At 47.4% G+C, this 23,237-nt stretch carries 22 protein-coding genes; 6 read left to right on the top strand and 16 right to left on the bottom strand.

Annotation, left to right across the window (positions count from 1 at the left end):
* Positions 1 to 11 precede the first annotated feature (11 nt).
* Genes L9G74_RS14135 through nudF form a run of 6 tightly spaced genes read right to left on the bottom strand, consistent with a single transcriptional unit; the run spans position 12 to position 5,643 of the window.
* Complete coding sequence (locus tag L9G74_RS14135) at positions 12 to 1,166, bottom strand: PQQ-dependent sugar dehydrogenase (protein WP_438944575.1); 1,155 nt, start codon at positions 1,164 to 1,166, stop codon at positions 12 to 14.
* 29 nt (positions 1,167 to 1,195) lie between these two features.
* Positions 1,196 to 3,082 (bottom strand): DNA topoisomerase IV subunit B, encoded by a 1,887-nt coding sequence (gene parE, locus L9G74_RS14130; protein WP_238897060.1) that lies wholly within the window; start codon positions 3,080 to 3,082, stop codon positions 1,196 to 1,198.
* A gap of 52 nt (positions 3,083 to 3,134) precedes the next feature.
* On the bottom strand, positions 3,135 to 3,710 hold the full coding sequence (locus L9G74_RS14125; protein WP_238897059.1) for a YqiA/YcfP family alpha/beta fold hydrolase: 576 nt from the start codon (positions 3,708 to 3,710) through the stop codon (positions 3,135 to 3,137).
* Positions 3,711 to 3,746: 36 nt separating this feature from the next.
* On the bottom strand, positions 3,747 to 4,586 hold the full coding sequence (cpdA, locus tag L9G74_RS14120) for a 3',5'-cyclic-AMP phosphodiesterase (protein WP_238897058.1): 840 nt from the start codon (positions 4,584 to 4,586) through the stop codon (positions 3,747 to 3,749).
* Positions 4,587 to 4,591: 5 nt separating this feature from the next.
* Positions 4,592 to 5,035 carry a DUF1249 domain-containing protein gene (locus tag L9G74_RS14115; RefSeq protein ID WP_238897057.1) on the bottom strand — a complete coding sequence of 148 codons (444 nt, stop codon included), beginning with the start codon at positions 5,033 to 5,035 and terminating at the stop codon, positions 4,592 to 4,594.
* A 2-nt stretch (positions 5,036 to 5,037) separates the two neighbouring features.
* A complete protein-coding gene (nudF, locus tag L9G74_RS14110; protein ID WP_238897056.1) occupies positions 5,038 to 5,643 on the bottom strand; it encodes an ADP-ribose diphosphatase in 606 nt (201 codons plus the stop codon).
* A gap of 260 nt (positions 5,644 to 5,903) precedes the next feature.
* Here nudF and tolC point away from each other — a divergent pair, with 260 nt between their 5' ends.
* Positions 5,904 to 7,226, top strand: a complete 1,323-nt coding sequence (gene tolC / locus L9G74_RS14105; RefSeq protein ID WP_238897055.1) for an outer membrane channel protein TolC — start codon at positions 5,904 to 5,906, stop codon at positions 7,224 to 7,226.
* 113 nt (positions 7,227 to 7,339) lie between these two features.
* Here tolC and L9G74_RS14100 read toward each other — a convergent pair whose 3' ends face one another.
* Together L9G74_RS14100 and L9G74_RS14095 are read right to left on the bottom strand one after the other, a co-directional pair.
* Positions 7,340 to 8,077 carry a TIGR04219 family outer membrane beta-barrel protein gene (locus tag L9G74_RS14100; RefSeq protein ID WP_238897054.1) on the bottom strand — a complete coding sequence of 246 codons (738 nt, stop codon included), beginning with the start codon at positions 8,075 to 8,077 and terminating at the stop codon, positions 7,340 to 7,342.
* Between the two features lie 11 nt (positions 8,078 to 8,088).
* Complete coding sequence (locus L9G74_RS14095) at positions 8,089 to 9,066, bottom strand: DUF2333 family protein (RefSeq protein ID WP_238897053.1); 978 nt, start codon at positions 9,064 to 9,066, stop codon at positions 8,089 to 8,091.
* 162 nt (positions 9,067 to 9,228) lie between these two features.
* On the opposite strand from L9G74_RS14095, the gene L9G74_RS14090 reads away from it, so the two are divergent.
* The gene (locus tag L9G74_RS14090) at positions 9,229 to 9,969 is read left to right on the top strand and encodes an enoyl-CoA hydratase-related protein (protein ID WP_238897052.1); all 741 of its coding nucleotides are present in this window, start codon (positions 9,229 to 9,231) and stop codon (positions 9,967 to 9,969) included.
* A gap of 83 nt (positions 9,970 to 10,052) precedes the next feature.
* Here L9G74_RS14090 and L9G74_RS14085 read toward each other — a convergent pair whose 3' ends face one another.
* The 5 genes from L9G74_RS14085 to L9G74_RS14065 all read right to left on the bottom strand — a co-directional run bounded on the left by L9G74_RS14085 (position 10,053) and on the right by L9G74_RS14065 (position 15,613).
* Complete coding sequence (locus tag L9G74_RS14085) at positions 10,053 to 10,388, bottom strand: hypothetical protein (RefSeq protein WP_238897051.1); 336 nt, start codon at positions 10,386 to 10,388, stop codon at positions 10,053 to 10,055.
* The gene (locus L9G74_RS14080; protein ID WP_238897050.1) at positions 10,388 to 10,582 is read right to left on the bottom strand and encodes a PspC domain-containing protein; all 195 of its coding nucleotides are present in this window, start codon (positions 10,580 to 10,582) and stop codon (positions 10,388 to 10,390) included. The genes L9G74_RS14085 and L9G74_RS14080 overlap by 1 nt, the downstream gene beginning before the upstream one ends.
* Positions 10,583 to 10,592: 10 nt before the next feature.
* Positions 10,593 to 10,919, bottom strand: a complete 327-nt coding sequence (locus tag L9G74_RS14075) for a hypothetical protein (protein ID WP_238897049.1) — start codon at positions 10,917 to 10,919, stop codon at positions 10,593 to 10,595.
* Between the two features lie 214 nt (positions 10,920 to 11,133).
* Positions 11,134 to 12,129 (bottom strand): tRNA dihydrouridine(20/20a) synthase DusA, encoded by a 996-nt coding sequence (gene dusA / locus L9G74_RS14070; RefSeq protein WP_275297439.1) that lies wholly within the window; start codon positions 12,127 to 12,129, stop codon positions 11,134 to 11,136.
* A gap of 307 nt (positions 12,130 to 12,436) precedes the next feature.
* A complete protein-coding gene (locus L9G74_RS14065; RefSeq protein ID WP_238897048.1) occupies positions 12,437 to 15,613 on the bottom strand; it encodes a TonB-dependent receptor in 3,177 nt (1,058 codons plus the stop codon).
* A gap of 286 nt (positions 15,614 to 15,899) precedes the next feature.
* Between L9G74_RS14065 and L9G74_RS14060 the strand changes: the two genes are divergently transcribed.
* Positions 15,900 to 17,051, top strand: coding sequence for an endonuclease/exonuclease/phosphatase family protein (locus L9G74_RS14060; RefSeq protein ID WP_238897047.1), 1,152 nt, complete (start codon positions 15,900 to 15,902; stop codon positions 17,049 to 17,051).
* Positions 17,052 to 17,180: 129 nt separating this feature from the next.
* On the opposite strand, the gene L9G74_RS14055 is transcribed toward L9G74_RS14060, so the two are convergent.
* Positions 17,181 to 17,987 (bottom strand): 5'-nucleotidase, lipoprotein e(P4) family, encoded by an 807-nt coding sequence (locus tag L9G74_RS14055; protein ID WP_238897046.1) that lies wholly within the window; start codon positions 17,985 to 17,987, stop codon positions 17,181 to 17,183.
* A 37-nt stretch (positions 17,988 to 18,024) separates the two neighbouring features.
* Positions 18,025 to 19,251 carry an alkaline phosphatase family protein gene (locus L9G74_RS14050; protein ID WP_238897045.1) on the bottom strand — a complete coding sequence of 409 codons (1,227 nt, stop codon included), beginning with the start codon at positions 19,249 to 19,251 and terminating at the stop codon, positions 18,025 to 18,027.
* Between the two features lie 318 nt (positions 19,252 to 19,569).
* On the opposite strand from L9G74_RS14050, the gene L9G74_RS14045 reads away from it, so the two are divergent.
* From L9G74_RS14045 to L9G74_RS14035, 3 genes are all read left to right on the top strand, one after another.
* Complete coding sequence (locus L9G74_RS14045; RefSeq protein WP_238897044.1) at positions 19,570 to 20,139, top strand: hypothetical protein; 570 nt, start codon at positions 19,570 to 19,572, stop codon at positions 20,137 to 20,139.
* Between the two features lie 54 nt (positions 20,140 to 20,193).
* Complete coding sequence (locus tag L9G74_RS14040) at positions 20,194 to 20,631, top strand: HNH endonuclease (RefSeq protein WP_238897043.1); 438 nt, start codon at positions 20,194 to 20,196, stop codon at positions 20,629 to 20,631.
* 214 nt (positions 20,632 to 20,845) lie between these two features.
* Positions 20,846 to 22,393, top strand: coding sequence for a POT-type proton-dependent oligopeptide transporter (locus L9G74_RS14035; RefSeq protein ID WP_238897042.1), 1,548 nt, complete (start codon positions 20,846 to 20,848; stop codon positions 22,391 to 22,393).
* Between the two features lie 72 nt (positions 22,394 to 22,465).
* Here L9G74_RS14035 and L9G74_RS14030 read toward each other — a convergent pair whose 3' ends face one another.
* Positions 22,466 to 23,170: an amidotransferase gene (locus tag L9G74_RS14030; RefSeq protein WP_238897041.1), complete on the bottom strand. Its 705-nt coding sequence runs from the start codon at positions 23,168 to 23,170 to the stop codon at positions 22,466 to 22,468.
* Between the last annotated feature and the right edge of the window lie 67 nt (positions 23,171 to 23,237).

The raw sequence follows: 23,237 nt of genomic DNA, 5'->3' as shown, positions 1-23,237 counted from the left end.
CTTGGTACCGCTTAGTCCTGACTTTCTTGTTCGCTATCTTCAGCGCTGTTGCCTTTGTAATACAGACGATAAATATTGCCTTTCAGATCGTCTGATATATACACCGATCCGTCGGGTGCCATCGCCAAACCATAAGGCCGCGCCATTGGAAACTCACCATCAAGGAAACTCAGCACTGTGGTGCGTTCAACCACTTTCTCGCCCGCCATTTTCAACATAACCACTTGATAGCCGACCTTGCTAGAGCGGTTCCACGAACCATTCTCCGCCACCAGTAGTTGGTTATGGTATTCCTCAGGGAATTGCTGACCGCGATAAAATAGAATATCCCGCGGTGCGACATGGGCGGGTAGTTCAAACACTGGCGCCACTGTTTTGAGACTTTTTGGCATCTCGTACGCTGGCTCTTCAATATCTTTACCGTGGATGTACGGGAAACCAAAGTTACTGCCCGGCGCATCAATACGATTGATCTCATCCGGTGGAATATTGTCACCCATCCATTCACGGCTGCTATCTGCAAACCATAACTTGTTGTTTTGCGGCGACCAATCCATGCCGACAACCTGACGAATGCCGGTGGCGATTTGGCGCGCTTCGCCCCCACGCTGTAAATCGATCGCAATAATACTGCCAAATGGCGATACCGGTTCACAGACGTTACACGGCGCCCCAATAGCGACATAAAGTCGACCGTCAGGACCAAACTTCATACCGCGGACACTCTTCTTTGCCTGGCTTGGTAGGCGGTCGTAAACCTCTACCGGACGTACCGGACGCCTAAGACGTTGTTCAATATTATTGAACACCACGATTCGATCATTCACGGCCGCATAAAGATTGCCGTCGTGAAACGCTAACGCCTCTGGAAAATCCAGATCTTTGGCCACTAAGTAACGGCGATCAACGCGACCGTCATTGTTACTATCCACTAGCGCAGTGATTGAGCCACTTTTATGGGAACCAACAAACAGCGTGCCGTCATCTCCGACGGCAATCTGTCTGGCGTCACCAAGATCAGTGGCGTACAACGTCACACCGAAGCCTTTGGTAACGGTAATAATGACCGATTGCGCTGCAGCGACGGTCATGCTCATTAATGAGGTTCCAAGCAGTAACAAACCCGCACCGGCCTGTAAGCCAGTTCTGTTACATAGATTCTTCATACCCCAGCCTTGTGATGGTTCTAACGCAATTAAAACTGGGCTAAGTCTCCCTTAGCTTCCAGCCACGATTTGCGATCCCCCGCTCGCTTCTTAGAGAGCAACATATCCATCAACGATGCGGTTGCTTCAGCATCATCAATGGTCAGTTGCACCAACCGTCGAGTGTTGGGATCCATGGTCGTTTCCCGTAATTGCAATGGGTTCATTTCGCCCAGACCTTTAAAGCGGGTCACTTGGACTTTGCCCTTTTTCTTATCTGCTGCAATACGGCCTAGGATGCCTTGTTTTTCCTCTTCATCGAGGGCGTAAAAGACTTCCTTACCCAGGTCAATTCTGAACAATGGTGGCATGGCAATGTAGATATGGCCTTGCTCCACTAACACTTTAAAGTGTTTTAAAAACAACGCACACAACAAGGTGGCGATGTGCAAACCGTCGGAATCCGCATCGGCCAGCACACAAATCTTGTCATAGCGTAGTTCAGAAATATCATCACTGTCAGGATCACAACCGATAGCCACCGAAATATCGTGCACCTCTTGTGAACCTAACACTTGCGAAGCGTCAACTTCCCAAGTATTCAAGATCTTACCGCGCAGCGGCATGATCGCTTGAAATTCTTTATCCCGTGCTTGTTTCGCACTACCACCCGCCGAGTCACCTTCCACCAAAAACAGTTCGGTGCGGTGATTATCTTGGCTGGTACAGTCAGTCAACTTGCCCGGCAACGCAGGGCCAGCGGTGACCTTCTTACGCGCGACTTTCTTGGCCGACTTCAACCGGCGTTGCGCATTGCTAATGCACATATCAGCCAATAATTCAGCTTGGTCGGTGTTCGAGTTCAGCCACAATGAAAACGCATCTCGCACCACGCCAGCAACAAAAGCGGCACATTGGCGGCTGGAAAGCTTCTCTTTGGTTTGGCCGGCAAATTGCGGGTCTTGCATCTTTACCGATAACACAAATGAGGCTTTATCCCAAATATCATCAGGGCTTAACTTCACACCGCGAGGAATAAGATTGCGGAATTCGCAAAATTCGCGCATTGATTCCAGCAATCCTTGACGAAAACCATTTACGTGGGTGCCACCAAGCGGAGTTGGGATCAAGTTAACATAACTTTCGTTGAGGCATTCACCGCCTTCGGGTAACCAAGTGATGGCCCATTCTGCGGCTTCTATTTGACTAGAGAAACTGCCCACGAACGGTTCGGCAGGTAAACATGGATTGTCGCTGACCGACTCTTTGACATAATCGGTCAAACCGGCCTCATAGCACCACTCTTGCTGTTCATTATTTTGTTTATTAACAAAGGTGATTTTTAGGCCGGAACACAGCACCGCTTTGGCGCGTAATAGATAAGTTAACTTAGAGACAGAGAAATTTGCCGAGTCAAAATACTTTTCATCAGGCCAAAAACGCACCCGCGTACCGGTATTACGACGACCACAGGTACCGCTGACACGCAGTTCTTCCACGCGGTCACCGTGTTCAAAAGCGATGTCATAGACTTGCGCATCACGACGGACTGTGACTTCAACGCGTTTAGAAAGGGCGTTGACCACTGAAATCCCCACCCCGTGCAAACCGCCTGAGAACTGGTAGTTTTTGTTAGAAAACTTACCGCCCGCATGCAGTTTGGTCAGAATAAGTTCTACGCCTGGGATCTTCTCTTCTGGATGGATATCCACTGGCATACCACGGCCATCATCGATGACTTCTAACGAGTTATCGGTATGCAGAATGACATCGATCTTAGTTGCATATTTAGCTAAAGCTTCATCGACGCTGTTGTCGATAACTTCTTGGCCGAGGTGGTTGGGACGAGTCGTATCGGTATACATCCCCGGACGTCGTTTGACAGGATCAAGTCCATTAAGAACTTCAATGGCATCGGAGGTGTATTGATTGGTCATAGCGCGTACTTGTTATTGTTTCAGGCCATGTTGGGCCGCGATGGTTTGAATGTCAAGATAAGCCTAAAAAACGGCAGACATCTGCTAATTGGTGTTCGAAGCCGTCAAAACTGTGGTTTCCCCCAGCCTCAACCAGCATGCGACAACAGTGATATTTATGCATAGCTTGTTGGTAATCAAGCACTTCATCACCCGACTGTAATAATACAAAAAATCGGTCAGGATTGAATATTATCGGTGTATCAAAACGTAACAGTTGTTGCTGATGCTCAGCCACTATTTGATAGTGTTCGCCAGTGTAGGGGTTTATCTGCTCGCCCAAGTAGTCTTTAAACAATTCATAGGGCTTTACTGCGGGGTTGATAAGCACCGCTTTGCCACCGTACTGCTCCGCTAAATAGCTCGCGAAATATCCCCCCAAAGACGAACCGATAAATCGTAATGGCTCACCAGCGGCAACCGCCGCCGTAACACGTTGAGTTAACAGCGCGACGGCATCTTGTGGTGTACTGGGAAGCTGAGGGATCTCCAGTCGCTCATCAGCATGGTGCTCAGCAAAATACGCTTTAGTCTGCTGCGCTTTATCTGATAGCGATGAACTGTTAAAACCATGGATGTAGAGCAGCATAATCCCTCAATAGTCAGCCACTCTGATGAAGACGATTTAGTAGCCGCTGGATTGTACGTCCGGAGAGAAACGCTCGCCGGGGACACGATAAACATTAGTGATAATGCTACCATCGGCGCGTAGCTCCAGCAAACGATAGCCCGGCTGCACCATGTCTAACGCAAAATAACTCGATTGCGGTTTGAATTGAATACAAGTGGATGGCGTAGCCATGAGCTTAATCATGCCATCTTGGCTTGGGTAGTGCTTATCAAGCTGCTGATGCACATGGCCCCAAAGCACCCCTTTAATTTGCGGGTACTGCGCCAGCTCGGCCAGTAGTTCATCACCATTATCTAACCAATGCTGATCTAGCCATGCACAGCCCACTTTAATCGGGTTATGGTGCATCACGATCAACACATGGCGATCAGGCTCGGCAGCAATGGCATCGCGGATCAATTGCCACTCAGCGTCGGCTAAATGCCCTCCCGGCTTACCACGCACGGTAGAATCAAGCAGCAGTAATTGCCAGTTGCCGATGAGAATGCGTTGTTGACCATAGATGCGCTCACCTTGCATATGCAGGTGCATAATTCGCGGATCATCATGGTTACCGGGCAAGTAGTGACAAGGAAGTTGCAGCGGTTGGATCGCTTCAACAAAATTACGATATGAACTCGCAGAAAAATCTTGGCTAATATCGCCAGTGGCTAACAGCAGATCGGCAGGATAACTCAATGCCTTCACGGTACTGATAACCGCTGCAAGGCTATTGGCAGTATTAACGCCTAAAAGATGTCCTTCATCATCAGCAAACAGATGAGGATCGGTGAGCTGCACCAAACGGACATGTTGATCTCTTGCAATACTGTAGGTGATAGCCTCTTTCAGCACATTGATTACCCAAAACTGTGACTGGCATGAAGCGACGCATGGCAGTCAATTTTTAATAAATCTTCCAGAAACGCATTTACCTGATATTTTTCATCAGGATGATGCATACGCAGATTTGGGTAATCATACACTGCCTTAAGCCTGAAGATCTGTTGACTGCTTAACACTTCTGCTAATTGAGCATCGTGATAAACACGAACGGTTACTTTAGGTACAGGTACTATACCTTGTGTATCAACGGTTCTAGTGATACTGACTAACTGGGTGTAGGGAGTATTTTCGAGCAGTTCAACATCTAAACGACCAAAATTGCCACTAACCTGCCACTTATCACCCAAGGCGCATTCATCGGGCAACCACCGCTGGATCAGCGCATAGTTACGCCCACACAACGCCAGAAATTGGTTGACGTTAGGTTGGTAGCGTTCTTTTAAAGCCGTTTTAGCCATGTTCACCCAGTATATTGTTGATAATTTAGCTGTAGCCACTGAATGCCTAACACCGTGGAGGCGTTATCAATGGCACCATTTTGTGTCATCTCATACGCTTGTTGCCGAGGCACCACCAGCACGCGAATATCTTCATGTTCTTCTACCAGCCCGTGAATACCCTGCGCTTGGTTGGCATCCACTAGCGCACAATAAAGATAGTAGCGTTCGGTACAACCACCAGGGCTAGACAACAAGCTGCTAATAAAATGCAGTGATTTGGCTTCTAGGCCACTCTCTTCCTGCAATTCACGCAGCGCAACATCCTCAGGCGCTTCATTAGGCTCAAACATGCCCGCCACCAGCTCATACAGCCAAGGATGTTCACTGGTTTCACAGGCGGGAAAGCGCAGCTGTTCAATGAGGACAACTTGATCCGTCACGGGATCATAAGGCAACACCACCACCGCGTGACCACGCTCAAACACTTCGCGACGAATCTCACCACTCCATCCTCCCGCAAACAAACGGTGACGGAAGCGGTATTCTTCCATAGAAAAGAAGCCCGAATAAAGCGTTCTTTTTCCTAAAATCTCTACATCTGCCTTAGAGAATTTTTTATCTTCCATAACAACCTCCTAAACGCTGTGCGCCATCATACCTTGATGTGGCGAAGGTTTCACTGTGTGAAATATTCACTTAACTGATTAAACATAAAATCTGTTACACTTAGGAGTTGACTATAAATTGGTTCATTTTTAGTATTTTGACCAACAAGTTTTGCTGTATCAGGAAGCGTCGGGAAGCGCGAACCGCCTTAATTTAAGGCATTGAACAGTCTAACAAAGTTAAACAGCCCTTTCAGGGTGTTTGTCTATAAGGACAGCTAATGAAATTCAAGATCCGCACGTTATGTGCTGCGTTGGCTTTCGCAGCATCGGCAAATACGGCGTCTGCTGACGATTTGCTCCAGATTTATCAGCAAGCCCTGACCAACGATCCTGTTGTATTGCAGGCAAAAGCTAGACGTGATCAGACCTTTGAAGCTATCGAAGAAAACCGCGCTCCTTTGCTACCAACCGTTAGTGCTCAAGTGGGTTATAACAAGGGTTGGCAAGATCCAGGTAATGACACTCGTGGCTTATCCGGCACCGTGAACCTTAATCAAGTGATCTATGATCATTCTGCTTGGGTTGGTTTGAATCTGGCAGAAAAAGCCGCTTCGCAAGCTGATACTGTCTATGCAGCATCACTGCAACAACTGATTATTCGTGTGACTACCGCATATTTTAATGTGCTGTCAGCCAAAGATACCTTTGAATATCAACAAGCTGAAAAACGCGCTATCGAACGTCAGTTGGAACAAACCAAACAACGCTTTGCCGTGGGTTTAACTGCAATTACCGACGTACACGAAGCACAGGCGCAATATGACTTGGCTACCGCTGCGGTAATTGCTGCGCAAAACGATCTGACCAACAGCTATGAAGCGTTGCGTGAAATTACCGGTATCGATCATAAAGATCTGAAAGTGCTGGATACCCAACGTTTCTCTGCCTCAAAACCAGCGCCAGAAATGCCAAATGAGTGGCAGAAACTGGCTGAAGATAACAACTTATCTATTTTGAGTAACCGCTTGGCGAAAGACATCGCCAAAGAGACAATCAAGTTACGTGAAGCAGGTCATTTGCCATCGCTGAGCTTGAATGCATCTTACTCAAAAGGCTTAGATCGTAATATTGATGGTGTTTCACAACCAGATTTAGACGACAGCTCCGTTGGCGTGATGTTAAGTGTGCCAATCTTCCAAGGTTTCTCAGTGACTTCGCAAGTAAAACAAGCGAAATACGCTTTTGTTGAAGCAAGCCAAGCACTAGAGCAAACACATCGTGAAGTGGTGCGTAGCGTACGCAGTAACTTTAATGATGTGACGGCATCAATGAGTTCTATCAGAGCTTATGAGCAGTCAGTTATCTCTGCTGAAAGTGCGTTGAAAGCAACTCAAGCAGGTTTTGAAGTGGGTACACGTACCATTGTTGACGTGCTGAACAGCACCTACAACCTGTACAATGCTAAACGTCAGTTGTCTACTGCACGTTACAGCTACATCAACTCTATCCTAGCGTTGAAACAAGCAGCGGGTACCTTGACCGAAGCTGATGTCACCAACATCAACAACGGTCTGACTGAAGAAGTGGCACCGCAATCTTAATTGCAGTGTTTCACGCATAAAAAAACCGCCGATTGGCGGTTTTTTTATGTCAGTTCACGATGCAGTGGCAACGCATTGAGCGGCCACACCACGCTGGGCTGTTAAGCAGGTGATTAAAACACCAACTCAACACCAGCGAACACGCCGTCGATATCCACGTTAGCTTTCACGCCAGAGAACGAGTTATCTTGGAACTGCAGTTTGCGGTAGCCCACACGCACACGTGTATCAATGGCAACACCATCGAATTGCCAACCTAAACCCGCTTGATAATCAACGATGTCGCTATGGTCAACACCGGCCAACACGTCGGCAAAACCATATAAACCGGTACCGATAAGACCCACTTCGGCACTAAGATAGCCCATCAGTACGCCGTCATCGATATCAATACTGTCACGGTAGCTGCTACGAGAAACTTCCAACGAGCCATTGAACTTCTTATAAGCCGCACCAGCATCAAGCGACAGAATATCGTTGTCGAACAGTTCGTAATACAAGACAAAGTCGGTGTTGGACAGATCGATGTTGTTATGCACCACGTCTGTCAGATTAACGCCACGGAAGCTAAAGTTAGCGTCAGTTAACACGCCGTTGGCTTCAAAACGGTTTTCACGGACCTTCAGGTTCGGCAGAAATGGCACAGGATGCTCAACGTTAAACCAAACGCTGTATTGTGCTTTGTTATCATAGCTAAATTTTGGGGTGTCGCCGCCCTGTTGTCCGGTGGTACCAGAAGCATCGGCGTGCATCGCATCAACACCGACCTTAAAACCTAATACTGTGGCAGCTTGCGACGGCAATGCCACCATCGCTGCTACGGCTAATGCTGCTAAACTGAGTTTTTTCATGCGTCCTTACCTTACCCTTGAGAAAGTAGATTAGTCAGATCGATCACTGCGGCGTTAGCGCGTGAGATGTAATTTGCCATCACCAGTGAATGATTTGCCATGAGGCCAAAACCTGAGCCATTGAGGATCATCGGGCTCCAAACGGTTTGTTGCGTGCCTTCCAATTCACGAATGATCTGGCGCAAGCTTACCTCGGCATTTTTCTTTTGCAAAACATCGGCGAAATCAATTTCGACCGCCTTCATAAAATTCAATAGCGCCCAAGTTGACCCACGTGCTTCATAAAACACATTGTCAATTTGCCACCAGCTGGTTTTGATCTGGGTGCTGCTTTCGGTAGGGGTAGATTGTCTATTGGCGCTATCCCCCACTAAATCTAAATTTAACCGTTCTTGTCCCACACTGGCCGACAAACGTTGTGACAAACTACCAAGGCGCTTTTGTACCTCTTTGAGCCACTCATTGAGGTTGTCGGCGCGGGCATAAAACTGTGCATCTTTGTTGTTTGGATCAGCCATACGCGCGCGATAGAGTTTCAGTAACTTGATGGCATCGCGGTATTGGCTCTCAGCACTTGGCACCAACCAACTGGTATGGCCGATATTCAGCTTAGAATGTGCATCTAGCAGATCTTTGTCCGCAGTAGATTGCGATTGTGAGCGGCTAAACTCCTTGCGCATCACCAGCGCCATATCGCGGATCTGCTCTAACGCGCCAAATTCAAATGACGGCATATTATCCATCAACACTGACGGCGGCATAATATCGTTAGCGAGCCAACCGCCCTGCTTGTCCAATAGCGTTTCCATCGACTCGATCATTGCCGTTGTGGTTGCATAACCAGTCAAAGGTTTACCATCTGCCGAATTCATCGTTTTTGGCGTTAATACATCAGGCTCAACGCTCCACCAAACACTCACCGCATATAACGCAATAACCAGCGCGACTATCGTGGTTATCAGATATTTCGAATTCCATTTTACTTGCATACACACCTCCACACGCAGAGAGATATTAATTGGCATGGGCCATTAACTGGACACATCCTACCATCATTGTGTCCACATAAAAATTAAACACACGTTTGAATTGTACCGATATTGTCATACACTGCCATACTTATCGTTTGAATTGCTATGCAGGTGGTTCCTATGTCGTCAATTAACGTGACCGATACCGACGGTATCCGCGTCTTACAGTTTAATCGCCCAGAGAAACTCAACGCGCTGAATTTGGATATGTACCAACAACTCAATCTCGCACTCCACAGTGGTGATAACGATGAAAGTATTGGTGCCTTTCTCCTTTGTGGCACGCCCCACTGTTTTACTGCTGGCAATGATATTGGCGACTTCCTCAACAGTGAAAGCTTGGATGCAGAACATCCCGCTATCAAGTTTCTGTTTACGTTAGTCGATCTAAAAAAACCGTTAATTGCTGCCGTCAGCGGCCCGGCCATCGGTATCGGCACCACCATGTTGCTGCACTGTGATTTGGTTTTCGCCGATACCACCGCAGAGTTCCAACTGCCGTTTGTTGATCTGGCACTGGTGCCCGAGGCAGGGGCCAGCATGTTATTGCCAAAAATCATGGGATATCAACGGGCAGCCGAATTACTGCTGACAGGAGAGCGCTTTAGCGCCATGCAAGCCAGAGGTTATCGCATCATTAATGAAGTGATTGATGATGAAGAGTTGCAAACACATGCCTTTAATAAAGCGAAATTGATTGCCAGTAAATCTGCCGCAGCGGTGCAGCAAACCAAAGCCCTCATGAAGCCTTGGCGTACCCAACTGCGCCAACATATGCAGCTGGAACTCACCTGCTTTGAAAAACGTTTGCAGAGTGATGAAGCTAAAAAAATCTTTCAGCACTTTTTGCTCAAGCAGTAATGTCTGAAACGGTAAACATACACGCGACGTAGTTAACATGGCAGCCTGTTAAACGCCCTTGCTAAAAGGTATTAAACAGGCCGTCATGACTGTTGTAAGGCGCGATTAAAGCCCCATAAAGCCAGCAGAATGAGTGCTAGCGGCCAGAGTAGATTGGCACTGACGGCTGCCGCAGCGCAAACTAAGGTCGCCAACGCCAATAAACTAAATACCACGGCACACCAAACCATCAACAGCAGCGCCGCTACTCCAGCGATGCTCAGCCCCCAAGTAAACTCATCTACAACCATTAAGGGAGAACTCAATACCCAAGACAACATAGCAGGTTGGGTAATGATAAAAGCTAGCGTAATCAACAAAGCAACCAGTGCCCACACCAACAGCTGCGAACTACGCCGATAACGTCGATAGTGTTGCATCAGCGATTCCTTATCCATGGATAAACCGCGCTAACGATGGCATAGGCCAGCACTGTGGTTACTGGCTGGATAATACCTAAGACGATCCAACCCAACCGAATCAGCGTGACTGACCATGCAAAATCTTGCGCCAGCTTGCTACTACTTCCAAACACTAATTTGCCTTGCTGACGCATACGTTCCGCAATTGTCATCCTTAGCTCCTTAGTGATTATCTTGAGCAACAATCACATCAGTGCTCACACGTGTCGCAGTGCCAGCGGCAGTATCACCAGCTATCAAATTAACAGCAACGTCACTGGAAGCCTTTGTCGCTGCCGCAAGTTGATGCAATTGCTGTTGTACTGACGCCAGAATTTCTGCTTTGGCACCATAGTACATTTCGTTTGCCTGCTGTTTTATACCGGTACTGATAGTACTCACTAGCTGTTGTTCTACGCTGGTATTGGTATCAGCGGCAAATGCGCTATGAGTAAATAATGCACTCGCCATTAATAGGCTGCTTAGCAGTGTTGAAGTTACGGTTTTCATGTTGAATCATCCTTTTATTCAGTGCTGAACCATTCAGCTTTCGAGCAAGGTAATTCAAATGATGTGCCAACATTAAAAATAAAATATAACAGTATGATTTTGTTATATTTTAACTCTAAAGCTGCAAAGAATTTCTACAGAACTGTAGCGATTTATCGGTGAGAATATTCAGGAAAGTTAAACAGTGGTGAATCTCACCACTGTTGTAGTATTTTTAGCCAACTGAAGGAGGAAATGAACTCACACTATCACGTGCGGCTAACACAACCTCGATGCCAGCGTCAGCTTTATGCGCATTTTCACTCAAATAACGGCGCCAGCGACGACCACCCGCAATGCCTTGGTACAACCCCGTCATATGGCGGGTAATGTGATTTAAGCGGCCGCCTTGCTGCAGGTGACGCTCAATATAAGGCAGCATCAAATCCACCACTTCATCACGGGTTAATGTCGGCTTGTCGATGCCATACAAACGCTGATCAACCTCCGCCAACAGATAGGGATTTTGGTAAGCTTCACGCCCGACCATTACCCCATCAAGTTGTTCGAGGTGAGTCGCCATCTCCTCAAAACTCTTTATGCCGCCGTTAACACTGATATTTAGCTGCGGGAAATCCTGCTTCAACTGATACACGCGCGGATAATCCAACGGCGGAATTTCCCGGTTTTCTTTTGGGCTCAAACCGTTCAACCACGCCTTGCGCGCATGGATAATAAAGGTGTTACAACCCGTGGCACTGACGGTGTCGATAAAGTCAGTCAGAAATGGGTAGGAATCTTGTTCATCAATACCAATGCGGGTTTTCACCGTCACCGGAATATCCACCACATCTTGCATCGCCTTGACGCAATCAGCCACTAACTGTGGCTCCGCCATCAAGCAAGCCCCAAAGCGCCCATTCTGTACCCGATCGGATGGGCAACCTACGTTGAGGTTGATTTCATCATAGCCTCGCTCAGCGGCAAGTTTGGCGCACTGCGCTAATGCTTGCGGATCGCTACCGCCAAGCTGCAACGCCAACGGATGTTCCTCTGTGTTGTACTCAAGGTAATCGCCCTTGCCAAACAGGATCGCCCCCGTGGTGACCATTTCGGTATACAACAAAGTTTGTGACGACATCAGCCGCGCAAAATAGCGGTAATGACGGTCGGTCCACTCCAGCATCGGTGCAATGCTAAAACGGCGATAGTGATGTAAAGGCTGTGGCAATTTCACTCGTTATCTACCTGTATGGTGCTTGGTATTCGCCACTTGCAGTAACACAAGCGACATCAAGATTCGGGCGGGCGATTATACACAGGAAAGCAAACCAGCTCAAAATTGCGCTAAGTCTACAAATAAATGAGGGGAATTTTGTTTAAAACCTCTCAGCGAGTAACTATTCATGAATAGCGACTTGGTCAATCTACGCCGCCACTTAGCGATAAATTTGTTTAGTTAAGGTGGAAGCCGTTGGGGAGCAGGCAAAGAAAAACCCGGCACAAGACCGGGTTTTGCAAAGCTTAGTTAGCTGAAATTAGAAGGTGTATTTAACACCGACTTTCAGGTACCAAACTGATTGGTCATCGTCAAAATTGTTCTCAGTTCTAAAGCCTGAGTTCGGACTATATATTGTAGTACCATCAGGCAAATAGTTAGCGTCAGCTAACGTCTTATAACTGTTGCTAGTATACTCTTGACGTCCCCATTTTTTATTCAACAAGTTAGCAAAGTTCTGAACTGTCAGGTAGATTTGCCCCTTATGACCTTCCATAAACCCAGGGATTTCTTGAGAAACAGAAATATCCAAGGTCGTTACCCAAGGAACATTGGCAGACATTTTAGGAACATAACCACCAGCATATTTACCCAGACCAGCAGGAATCACATAGTCATTCATGAACTGCTCATAAGAGAAGCCATCAGCATACGTTACACTAGGATCATTCGGCCCTGTAGGAATGTATGGAGCATAGTTACCATATACGCCATTTTGGTCACCGATTGCATAAGCATTTTGATATGTCAAGTTGTTACCATTCGCATCTTGGTAAGCACCACCCATCAACCAACTATATGGCAGACCTGAACGGCGTTCAAAGAAGGCATTGAACTTAGTAGCATAGCCAGAGAAGAACTCATGGGTGTAACCAAGCGTTACTTTGAAGCTATGTTCAATCTCGTAATAACCGTTACCAATATAATCATCGTTTCGGTTAATAACGTGGTTAAATCTCCAATTAGATGCCGCTTGTGAACTGGTGCCAAAATTGCCTTCTTCGATATCTTGATGGGTATATGACATAGTCAAATCAACGCCACTTTCCCAAGATTTAGCTAGGCTAGTGGTAAAGATCTTAGACTTACCATCTTTATCAGCATTCGTTAGCAGAATATCAGGCGAGTTACGACCAGCATAGTTGGCATAGATAATACGGCCATCAGTTGCACGTTCGCCGGTATCATAGCGGTTAAGATCGCGCCACGCTAAGTCATCTTGTTTTTTCACATAGATGAATTCACTTGACCAAGTGAAGCCGTCACCTAGAACAGGCAAATCAAATTGATAATCAAAACCTACGCTAGCGCGCCAGTCGGAAGGGATCTCAAAGTCAGGGTCAATAGCGTCGGTTTCACCACGGTTACCTGTTGCCAGCATATCTTGATATACCGGAGCAACAGTAGTGATATCTGAATTGGGGATAACTTGTCGACTAGAGTTTAAAGAGAAGTCGGAGACAGTGACGCCATCTTTACTGAATGAGTTAGATACCCATACGTTAGGCTTGCCACCCGCAAAACGACCGACACCACCGCGAACGGTCAACGCATCAGTTGCATACCACTGAATACCTACGCGAGGCAGCCAAATATCTTTACCATCTAAGTTCTCTTGGTTAGAGAAACCATAGGTAGTTTCAAAACCTTCGTTATATGCTGGTTTATCGTTTGAGAAGGTACGCTCATAACGCACACCATAGGTCAAATCGATACTAGAACTCAGTGCCCATTCATCTTGAATATAAGCAGCATAAGTGCCCATCACCAAATCAGCAGCACCATCATTAACATTATTCGTTACCGCATTGCGGTATTCAAATGCCGATGGATTACCATTTTGGAAATCTGCAAAATTGTTAAAGGTCCACACACCTAGCGAACTGTTAACGAACAGATTGAAGATATCCAGTCGCTCATAAGACGCACCAAAACCTAACTTATGATCCGCCAAAAGATAGGTAGCATCGATAGAGGCATTGAAATTCTTCGTCTCTAGATAGTTGGCATGACGGGCGCCATCAGCACCGAAGTTGATAGCATGTCCATCTCTACCCGCGAAGTTTCGAATAGTCACGTCACCCATCGCACGAGTATTGGGCTCAGAGATTGCTTCGTTGTGCTTGTAAGACAACGCCATTTCAGTTGAAAAATCAGAATTCCAATCAGAATACAATTGCAGAGAATATGCATCCATCTTGTTTTCACGGGTGTACCAACTTGAGGTTGGGTTTAACGTGTTGCGACTGCTAGTCATACCATAAGCTTGACTATCACGGCCGCGTTTGTAACTGAATGCCAAGCGCTGATCTTGGTTGATGTTCCAATCCAGCTTAACCAATGCATTTTTGCTATCTTCTTCTGGAGAAGCGTTCCAGTCACCAATATCAACACCGTAGCGTTCTTGAGTAAAATCTCGAACTTGGGTGTACTCGTCCGTGGTCATTCGGGTGGTATTAGGCGCACCGCTGCCATCTGGTCCCCAATCAGCTACCAAAGGTTTATTGTACTTTTCGTAGTTAACGAAGAAGAACAACTTGTCTTTGATCAACGGACCACCAACATTAAATGCCCAAGTATCGCTGTCGATACCTTGCACTTCGGTTTCATTACCGGTGTATGGGTTTTTCGCTTTACCAGCCCAGCTATCATCGGTACGTTCGTAAGTCACGCCACCGTGGAATTCGTTAGTACCAGACTTAGTTACCGCGTTGATACGTGCGCCACTGAAACCGCCGTATTGTGCTTTGTATGGATTGGTTTCAATAGACAGCTGATCAATAGCATCAATACCAATTGGAGAACGGTTAGTTGGGTAACCATTTGAACTCAAGCCAAAGTCATCGTTTAGGCCTACACCATCAACGTTGATACTGTTATAACGTGGGTTTTGCCCCGCAACAGTCAAGGAATTACTGCTTCCACCAAGAGCATTCGCCAATGGATTCTGACGAATAATATCTTTCATATCACGATTGAATGATGGCGAGTTCTCAATTGCATCACTGCCGAAAGTACTAGAACTACCAGCATTTGAAGTATATGCAACGCGGCTACCAGTTACAGTAATACGTTCAACATTTTGTGAAGCTTGCAACTGCTCGTTCAAACGGAAGGTTTGACCCAGTTGCAGATAAATATCGCTTTCAACTGTATCTTGGTATACATCTGAATCGATAATAATCTGATAAGGACCGCCCACACGCAGACCTGATGCACTGAATGCGCCAGCTTCGTTGGTGGTGACTTCGGTCACGGTACCAGATGGTTGGTGAATCAGTGTAATTTTAGTATTAGGAGCTGGTTGACCCTCTGGGCCAACGATTGTGCCACGCATAGCAGACGTCGTGTCAGCAGCGTAGGCCATTGAAGATGCGCCAATGGCAAGTGTCAGTGCCAAGGCTAAACGGCTTTTGGTAAATCCCTGAATCATCATTTGATCCCCTGAGTTTTTATATTGATGTTTGTTACGTAAACCGTTACGTTCGTAACTAAACCTCCGAAGGCCACGGGTACTTCCGGCCAACGAGGGCGTGTTATACCACAAAAGCGTTACACTTTTGTTTAACACTGCATAATCATACACACAATTGTTGCATTTTTGAGCGGAAAATTTTTCTTACGCACAATTGCTGTTCGATCTTTCGATGAGGCTCCCAATGAAACCGGCTTGGTTAACTTCCCTTAAAATTACTTTACTGTTTTTATTATCTTTTATTGGCATGAATACTTTTGCAGCAACTGAAAAACACATAAAAATAGCTACCTTCAACGTCAGTATGGAAGGCAGTAACTACTTAGAAAAAGGTCAGAAAACACCTTCTGCGGATAAATTACAAAATTTGTTACAAAATGATGACAACCAGCAAATACGCAATATCGCGGAGATTCTGCAACGGGTACGTCCAGATATTGTGCTGTTGAATGAATTTGACTACATCGCCGATGCAGATAAAGGCGTAAAAGCCTTTATCAAACGTTATCTGAATCAATCACAAAATGGCGCTGAGCCAATTGATTATCCCTATTTCCATATCGGCCCCGTCAACACTGGCGTTCCATCACCGTATGACTTAGACCATGATGGCGTCGCCTCTGGTGTAGGCGGCGATGCTTGGGGTTTCGGTTTCTATCCGGGGCAGTACGGCATGGTGGTGTTGTCACGTTATCCTATAGATGATGAACATATTCGTACCTTCCAGCTGTTGAAATGGTCGGCGATGCCCAATGCTCAGCAGCCAATCGACCCTGCCAGCAATCAACCTTGGTATAACACTGAGCAATGGCAAGCACTGCGTTTATCTTCCAAGGCGCATTGGGATATTCCAGTCAATGTTGACGGCGAATGGTTGCACGTGTTGGCCGCGCATCCAACGCCACCAGTATTTGATGGCCCAGAAGATCGCAATGGCAAACGCAATCATGATGAAATCCGTCTGTGGGCTGATTATCTGACGGGCGGTACGGCAGCGTCATATATTGTTGATGACCAAGGGCGCCAAGGTGGTTTTAGCCAGAATGCTCGCTTTGTATTGCTTGGCGATATGAACTCAGCCCCGTATCCAACGGCCGATCAAAGTGGTGCGGTTAGACAGCTGATTGACCATCCGTTAGTGAATGGCAGCTTTGTGCCTATGAGCCAAGGCGGCGCTGAATATGTACCGGATGTGGAAGAATCCAAAAGTTATACCGCCTCTTGGAAAGAACGCGCAGACTATGTATTACCGTCCAAAGCGGGTATGAAAGTGTTAGATGGCGGGGTGTTCTGGCCTGAGAAAGCTAGCCCGTTATATCGCTTGATTAAAGATCGCAGTGACTCTTCTGATCACCGTTTAGTGTGGCTATCGGTTGCGCTAGCGCCAATCGACAAATAGCACTGCGGTTAAAGCATAAGTAGTAAAAAACCCCGAGACATCGGGGTTTTTTAATGGGCGAGCAGGCGTGATATTAAGTTTCAGCAAGCCCGATCAAGCTCGCACAATACCGCGGTGCACGTTACGCCGTTATTTCTGCTGCCAAGGCTTGAGGCTTTGCTCACGCACCCGCACTTTGTCGGCATCATTCAACTGATAATAACCTTTGGTCAAACCTGGCTCCCAGTCGCCGTATGATGGGTTCGGCAGCATAATAAATTTATGGCCAAAGGCATCCTTGTTGGCATCAGCAACGGCGTTACGGTCTTGGTTTAGCTGATGGTAAGTGTTTAGCTCTGGGAAGTCGTTCAGGTTATCGCCCATAAACACCACCACGTTATAACCATCATCTTTGATGGTTTGCAGACGAGGCGCTTTGTTAGAGGTGTCTTTTTTCAGACGCAGGGTAAAATCGGTAACGTTTGGGAAACCCAACTTTTGCAGGTTTTCTTTAGTCGCTGCAAAGGTACGTTCTGAACGGTTAGACACATAAAACATGGTGCCGCCCTGTTCGGTCACATAGTTAGCTAACTCTACCGCACCGGGTAACGCGGGCGTTTGTACGCTGTTAACCCACTCATCCCAACCTTGGTCGGTAAAACCTTGATGATGCAGAATTTGCCACGCAGCATACGGTGAGTTATCCACCATGGTTTCGTCCAGATCGACCATCACCGCCAACTTGCCTTGATGTTGGCTCTTTGCCAAATCAAATGCCATTTTGGCAGTGTTATACGCTTGATAACACAATGCACGGTACTCGCCCGCGTTTTGCATCCACACCACGCTTTGGGTGTTTTGTGCGACCAGTTCCATGGTGGAGTGATTCACTGGCGCTTCGGCATGCACCGCAGTTGCTAGCAAGGCCAGCGGCAGAAAGAACTTAACTGCTTTCATAGTTTCCTCAAAAAAACTCAAAATAGTCGTTTACGGCTTATTTGCTAAGCGCTGGTAACAACGAGTTAATAGTGCCATCAACTGGCGTGTGTAATGGCAGACCTAAAATATGGGCAACCGCTGGATACACATCCACATTATCAAACGGCGGTAGCGTCACTCCGCGTTTAAAGGCTGGACCTTCAGCAACAAACAAGGCGCCCATCTCTTTGGTGTAACTAAAGCCGTGCGCACCATGGTTGTCACGTTCGGCCAGTGTTTTTTTAGTGAAGAATGCTGGGGCATCCACTTCCAAAATCACATCGGCGATACGTGGGCTATCCACATAATGGCGCGCAGCTAAATACGCTTGATCCAGCAGACGATAACGGCCGTTGGCGGCATCACTCAGTTGCTGGCGTAGTTTGTCGATATCGGCGGCGGAGGTGGTTGGTTTGGCGTACATCATCAGACGCGTTTGCACATTCACCACGTCGAATTTCTGTTCATCAATCGGTAATTTGCGGAAGTCGATACCGTCTTCAGCGTTGATGGTCGCCATGCCATGGTCCGCCACCACAATCAGGTTAACCGGATACTTCAGCTCTTTTTGCATCCGCTCACGCAGCTCACCAATCAGCGCATCCACCTGCTGTACCGCTTGGTATGTCTCGGGAGCATCTGGGCCATAAATATGGCCAGCCGTATCAACGGCAGAGAAGTACCCCATGATAAAGTGCGGTCGAGCCTTAGCAGGCATCTTCAACCAATTCAGAATTTGCTCAATACGGGCGTGGTAATCGGCTTGTTTGGAGTAATGGTAATAATAAGACGGTGTCATGCCATTAATACGCGCATCTGACTCCGGCCAAAAATAGGTGGCAGCTTTAACACCGTTCATTTCGGCCAGATTCCACAACGGCGTGCCATTCAGCCAAGTGGAGTCTTTCAGTCCCATGCCCATTTTGTAGCACTGCTGCCGCTCTTTATCACAAAAGTCATTATCGACAATGCCGTGATGGGTCGGATATAACCCAGTGGCTAAACTGATGTGATTGGGAAACGTCTTAGTAGGATATTGCGGTCGCATCTGCTCGGCACGTACGCCATGTTTGGCTATCGCTGCGAGATTGTTGGCATGGTGCTTTTCAATGTAATCCCAACGAAAACCATCAATAGAGATCATCACTACCGTAGGTTGTTGTTTGCTGTCCTTGGCTTGGGCAACGCCAGTACTAACGCTCATGGCTGCCACAGCCATCATGGCTAAGAGTAACTTTTTCATATAGCGATTGAATTAAGAACAATAGTCTTATAGTGCGAACAGTATAGCGAAAGAATGTGACAGCACTGAATGATTTATTTGTGAAAAATAATGTTTTACTGCCACTGACTGAGTTACCTGCATCACAATCATGTGCGCTTGCCCTTGAATTCAATCCATTTGATCCCCAACTGCTATCTATCTGAGCCGCAACTGGCTCAAATTATTGCGTCGGCACTCAACCGTCATCGCCCATGGTTACCATGTGTTGTGCCTTGAGATAAGAACATCGATAACTGATTACCAGGCGCTTATTTTCACAACGACATAAGAATGACTATGCAACTTAAATCAACTCTGAATGAGCATCAGTTGGTGCAATCTCTTGGCGATATTCTGTTCCGTCCCGGCAGAAACCCTAAAGACCTTATCAAAGCAAACTTCAAACAAACGGCGATTATCAGCAGTATTATGGCAGTGGTGTGGTTACTGCTGGCGGGTGTAATTGTTAGTTTCATTGGTGACTGGCGTACTTGGTATGTCTCGGTCGCGTTGGTTATCGCATTGGTGCTGTGGCTGTTTTTGAGCAAAATGTTGTGGAATACCTTGCAGATGCTCAACTCCACCCAATGGGAAATCATCGGTAGAAAGGGCATTTTGTCACAGCGTCGCGATAAAAGCGGCAAAGTGCTCAATCAAACCTTGATCCGTTTTAGCCAAGCCATGCACTATCGGCAGATGGGTAAAACTTTAGAAGTTCGTCTCGGCAAGCAACGTTTGCTATACCGCGATGGGCCTAAAGGCACCTACGCTGCCATGACGTATCAGGCGGCGTTAGAGGCCGTACTCAACTATCGACCAAGTCACAGCAGCAAAGGCGGCAGCCGTCCGAAGAAGCGTAGAAAATAAACTACGCAATGCGCCTGCCCTTTGTTGTTAATAGATAAAGATAAAGGGCAGCGTATGACCATAGAAGTCACTTTGCGGCTGGCAGCTAGCCGCACTACTCGCAAATATCAAACCGAAGATCGCGCGCGCCGCGGTATCTACCAATGGTTAGTCAAACACTCAGATATTAGCGATAAAAAGGCCAGCTTTTTCTCCCCCATCGATGGTCATCAAGTCTACGAGCATATCGAGCAACTCGCCGAATTTGCACCGAGTAACAACACCAGCTTTTATCTGTCTCCGGCGTGGTTAAACCTGCGTGAAGAGGTACTGGCAACGCGCGAACATCGCTGCGCGCTGTGTAATAAAACCCGCGCCGAACATAACATCGCCCTTGAAGTGGACCACATTTTGCCGCGCTCCAAATACCGTGAACTCGAATTAGACATCAACAACCTGCAGATCCTCTGCTTCGAGTGTAACCGTGGCAAACGCGCCAAAGTGCGCGGCTGAGTCACGCCAATCGATGCCGCGGTTAAGCCTAAATTCACACTATTACTGAACAATAGCGCCCCACATTGCCGCAGCCTGACACCATCTGTAACACAAGTGTTAAACATCATAGATGCAGTTTGTCGCATAACCTCTTAGGATGTAGCGGTAATCAATCTACAGCAGCCGGCAGTCATTGCTGCTGGCCCACGATAACAACAGTACAAGGATAACCATGGCAACGACCTCTACCGGACGCTGGCCACGCCAGATCCCGTTTATTATCGCCAGCGAGGCCTGTGAGCGCTTCAGCTTTTATGGCATGCGTAACATTCTCACCCCGTTCTTAATGACCGCCCTGCTGCTCTCAGTGCCAGAAGAGTTACGCCAAGGCGAAGCCAAAGATGTGTTCCACTCGTTTGTGATTGGGGTGTATTTTTTCCCACTATTGGGCGGCTGGATCTCCGATCGCTTCTTTGGCAAATACCACACCATTTTATGGCTCAGCATTGTCTACGTGATTGGTCATGCCTTTTTGGCGATCTTTGAGACCAGCAAAACCGGCTTCTATTCGGGGCTATTTTTGATTGCGCTTGGCTCCGGTGGCATTAAGCCGTTGGTGTCGTCGTTTATGGGCGATCAGTTCGATCAGAGCAACAAATCCTTGGCACAAAAAGCCTTTGATATGTTCTATTTCACCATCAACTTCGGCTCGTTTTTCGCGTCACTGTCAATGCCGTTGATTCTCAAATTCTGGGGGCCATCGATTGCCTTTGGTATTCCCGGATTGTTGATGCTGATTGCCACCTTGTTCTTCTGGTATGGCCGTAAACGTTATGTGCACATTGAGCCACAAGCACGCGATCCGCATGGTTTCCTGCCAGTGATCAAGAGCGCGATTTTGACGCCAGAGCCAGGCAAAGCGAATAAAGGCTTATTGCTGAGCGTTGTCGGCGTGGTGTTAGCGGTATTCGCCTTATCACAAATTCCGACGCTGGGATTGGTCACGGCGCTGTGTCTGGCGTTGGTGCTGATTATGGGCTTTGTTGGCACCGGCGCATCAATGCAGTTGCAACGGGCGCTGACTAGCCATCCCGCTGAGGCGGTTGCTGGCGTTAAATCGGTATTTCGCATTCTGATTTTATTTGCCTTGGTCACGCCGTTTTGGTCGCTGTTCGACCAGAAAGCATCAACATGGATTTTGCAAGCCAACGACATGGCAAAACCCGAGTGGTTTGAACCCGCGATGATGCAAGCATTGAACCCATTATTGGTGATGTTGCTGATCCCATTTAACAACTTTGTGCTGTACCCGATGCTGCAAAAGGCTGGCATGGAAGTGACCGCACTGCGCCGTATGGGCGCGGGCATTGCCTTCTCTGGTTTGGCGTGGATTGTGATTGGCACCATTCAGTTGGCGATGGATGGCGGCAGCGTGATGTCAATCACTTGGCAAGTGCTGCCATATGCGCTGCTAACATTCGGTGAGGTGTTGGTATCGGCCACCGGTTTAGAGTTTGCCTACAGCCAAGCGCCGAAGTCGATGAAAGGTTCGATCATGAGTTTTTGGACCTTGTCAGTCACTATCGGTAACTTGTGGGTGCTGCTGGCGAACGCCAGTGTGAAGCATGATTCGGTGACCGCCAAAATTGCCGAAACGGGGATTAGTGTTACCGCGTTCCAGATGTTCTTCTTTGCTGGATTTGCCCTGTTGGCAGCGTTGGTGTTTGCACTTTATGCGCGCTCGTACACTATGCAAGACCACTATCGCGCAGCAGAATAGCCCCGTAGAAGACTTGAAACACTAAGGCCAAGCAACTGCTTGGCCTTGTTATTTGCGATGCTTGAAGCTGTATTATTTATCGGCAATAAACCGCGCCATCAGCTCTGCCACCCAGCGGCCTTGATGTTGCTGTTGATAGCTCGCTAATGCCGTTGCGGCTTTATCTTCGCCGATATCCTGCCAACGTTTGCGCAATAAGGCTTCAGCGTAATCTTTGCTAAATTCAGGATGCGCCTGAAACCCTAACACTCGCTGGTCGATATAAAATGCCGCGTTTGGACAAAAAGCATTACTCGCCAGCAAGGTAGCGTGTGGTGGTAACTCGACGACTTGATCGCGGTGGCTACACAGCAAACTGACATCACTGCTGCGGTTGTGGAGCCAACTTGGCGTTGCCTGCCATTGATAATGCATGATGCCTACGCCCCAGCCACCTTCGGCGCGCTGCACCCGACCACCCAAGCTGTGCGCCAGCAGTTGATGCCCAAAGCAGATACCAAGCAGCTTTTGCCCTGCATTGAAGCGCTGTTGAATATAGCTGGTTAAGGTGACAATCCACGGCTCCGCGCTAAAGGCATCGGCCTTGGAGCCAGTGATTAACATGGCGTCGAAAGCGTCCGGGTCAGTTGGATAAACACCGTCAATCACACTAAAAATCTCACTCTCTAGCGCAATATTCGCCTCAGCAAACATGCGTTGAAACATCACCCCATAACTTTGATATTGTTCGATAAACTCAGGGTGTAGTACATCAGTTTGTAAAATTGCCAGCTTCACTCAAGCCACCTCCGGTCCTGCATTAGCATGCCTTCATACTAGCGCGGATTTACATTGTGTCACCACA

It is taken from the genome of Shewanella electrica (assembly GCF_022321485.1).
Lineage (GTDB): Bacteria > Pseudomonadota > Gammaproteobacteria > Enterobacterales > Shewanellaceae > Shewanella > Shewanella electrica.
This window is presented reverse-complemented; position numbering and strand designations above follow the sequence as displayed.

Excerpts from the sequence above, each read along its gene's own strand:
- L9G74_RS14045 (WP_238897044.1), top strand. The coding sequence starts at position 19,570 with ATGCAACTTAAATCAACTCTGAATGAGCATCAGTTGGTGCAATCTCTT.
- tolC (WP_238897055.1), top strand. The coding sequence starts at position 5,904 with ATGAAATTCAAGATCCGCACGTTATGTGCTGCGTTGGCTTTCGCAGCA.
- L9G74_RS14135 (WP_438944575.1), bottom strand. The coding sequence starts at position 1,166 with ATGAAGAATCTATGTAACAGAACTGGCTTACAGGCCGGTGCGGGTTTG.
- parE (WP_238897060.1), bottom strand. The coding sequence starts at position 3,082 with ATGACCAATCAATACACCTCCGATGCCATTGAAGTTCTTAATGGACTT.
- L9G74_RS14100 (WP_238897054.1), bottom strand. The coding sequence starts at position 8,077 with ATGAAAAAACTCAGTTTAGCAGCATTAGCCGTAGCAGCGATGGTGGCA.
- L9G74_RS14115 (WP_238897057.1), bottom strand. The coding sequence starts at position 5,035 with ATGGCTAAAACGGCTTTAAAAGAACGCTACCAACCTAACGTCAACCAA.
- L9G74_RS14050 (WP_238897045.1), bottom strand. The coding sequence starts at position 19,251 with ATGAAAAAGTTACTCTTAGCCATGATGGCTGTGGCAGCCATGAGCGTT.
- L9G74_RS14085 (WP_238897051.1), bottom strand. The coding sequence starts at position 10,388 with ATGCAACACTATCGACGTTATCGGCGTAGTTCGCAGCTGTTGGTGTGG.
- L9G74_RS14075 (WP_238897049.1), bottom strand. The coding sequence starts at position 10,919 with ATGAAAACCGTAACTTCAACACTGCTAAGCAGCCTATTAATGGCGAGT.
- L9G74_RS14090 (WP_238897052.1), top strand. The coding sequence starts at position 9,229 with ATGTCGTCAATTAACGTGACCGATACCGACGGTATCCGCGTCTTACAG.
- L9G74_RS14035 (WP_238897042.1), top strand. The coding sequence starts at position 20,846 with ATGGCAACGACCTCTACCGGACGCTGGCCACGCCAGATCCCGTTTATT.
- L9G74_RS14080 (WP_238897050.1), bottom strand. The coding sequence starts at position 10,582 with ATGACAATTGCGGAACGTATGCGTCAGCAAGGCAAATTAGTGTTTGGA.
- L9G74_RS14055 (WP_238897046.1), bottom strand. The coding sequence starts at position 17,987 with ATGAAAGCAGTTAAGTTCTTTCTGCCGCTGGCCTTGCTAGCAACTGCG.
- nudF (WP_238897056.1), bottom strand. The coding sequence starts at position 5,643 with ATGGAAGATAAAAAATTCTCTAAGGCAGATGTAGAGATTTTAGGAAAA.
- L9G74_RS14060 (WP_238897047.1), top strand. The coding sequence starts at position 15,900 with ATGAATACTTTTGCAGCAACTGAAAAACACATAAAAATAGCTACCTTC.
- L9G74_RS14125 (WP_238897059.1), bottom strand. The coding sequence starts at position 3,710 with ATGCTGCTCTACATCCATGGTTTTAACAGTTCATCGCTATCAGATAAA.
- L9G74_RS14065 (WP_238897048.1), bottom strand. The coding sequence starts at position 15,613 with ATGATGATTCAGGGATTTACCAAAAGCCGTTTAGCCTTGGCACTGACA.
- L9G74_RS14040 (WP_238897043.1), top strand. The coding sequence starts at position 20,194 with ATGACCATAGAAGTCACTTTGCGGCTGGCAGCTAGCCGCACTACTCGC.
- L9G74_RS14095 (WP_238897053.1), bottom strand. The coding sequence starts at position 9,066 with ATGCAAGTAAAATGGAATTCGAAATATCTGATAACCACGATAGTCGCG.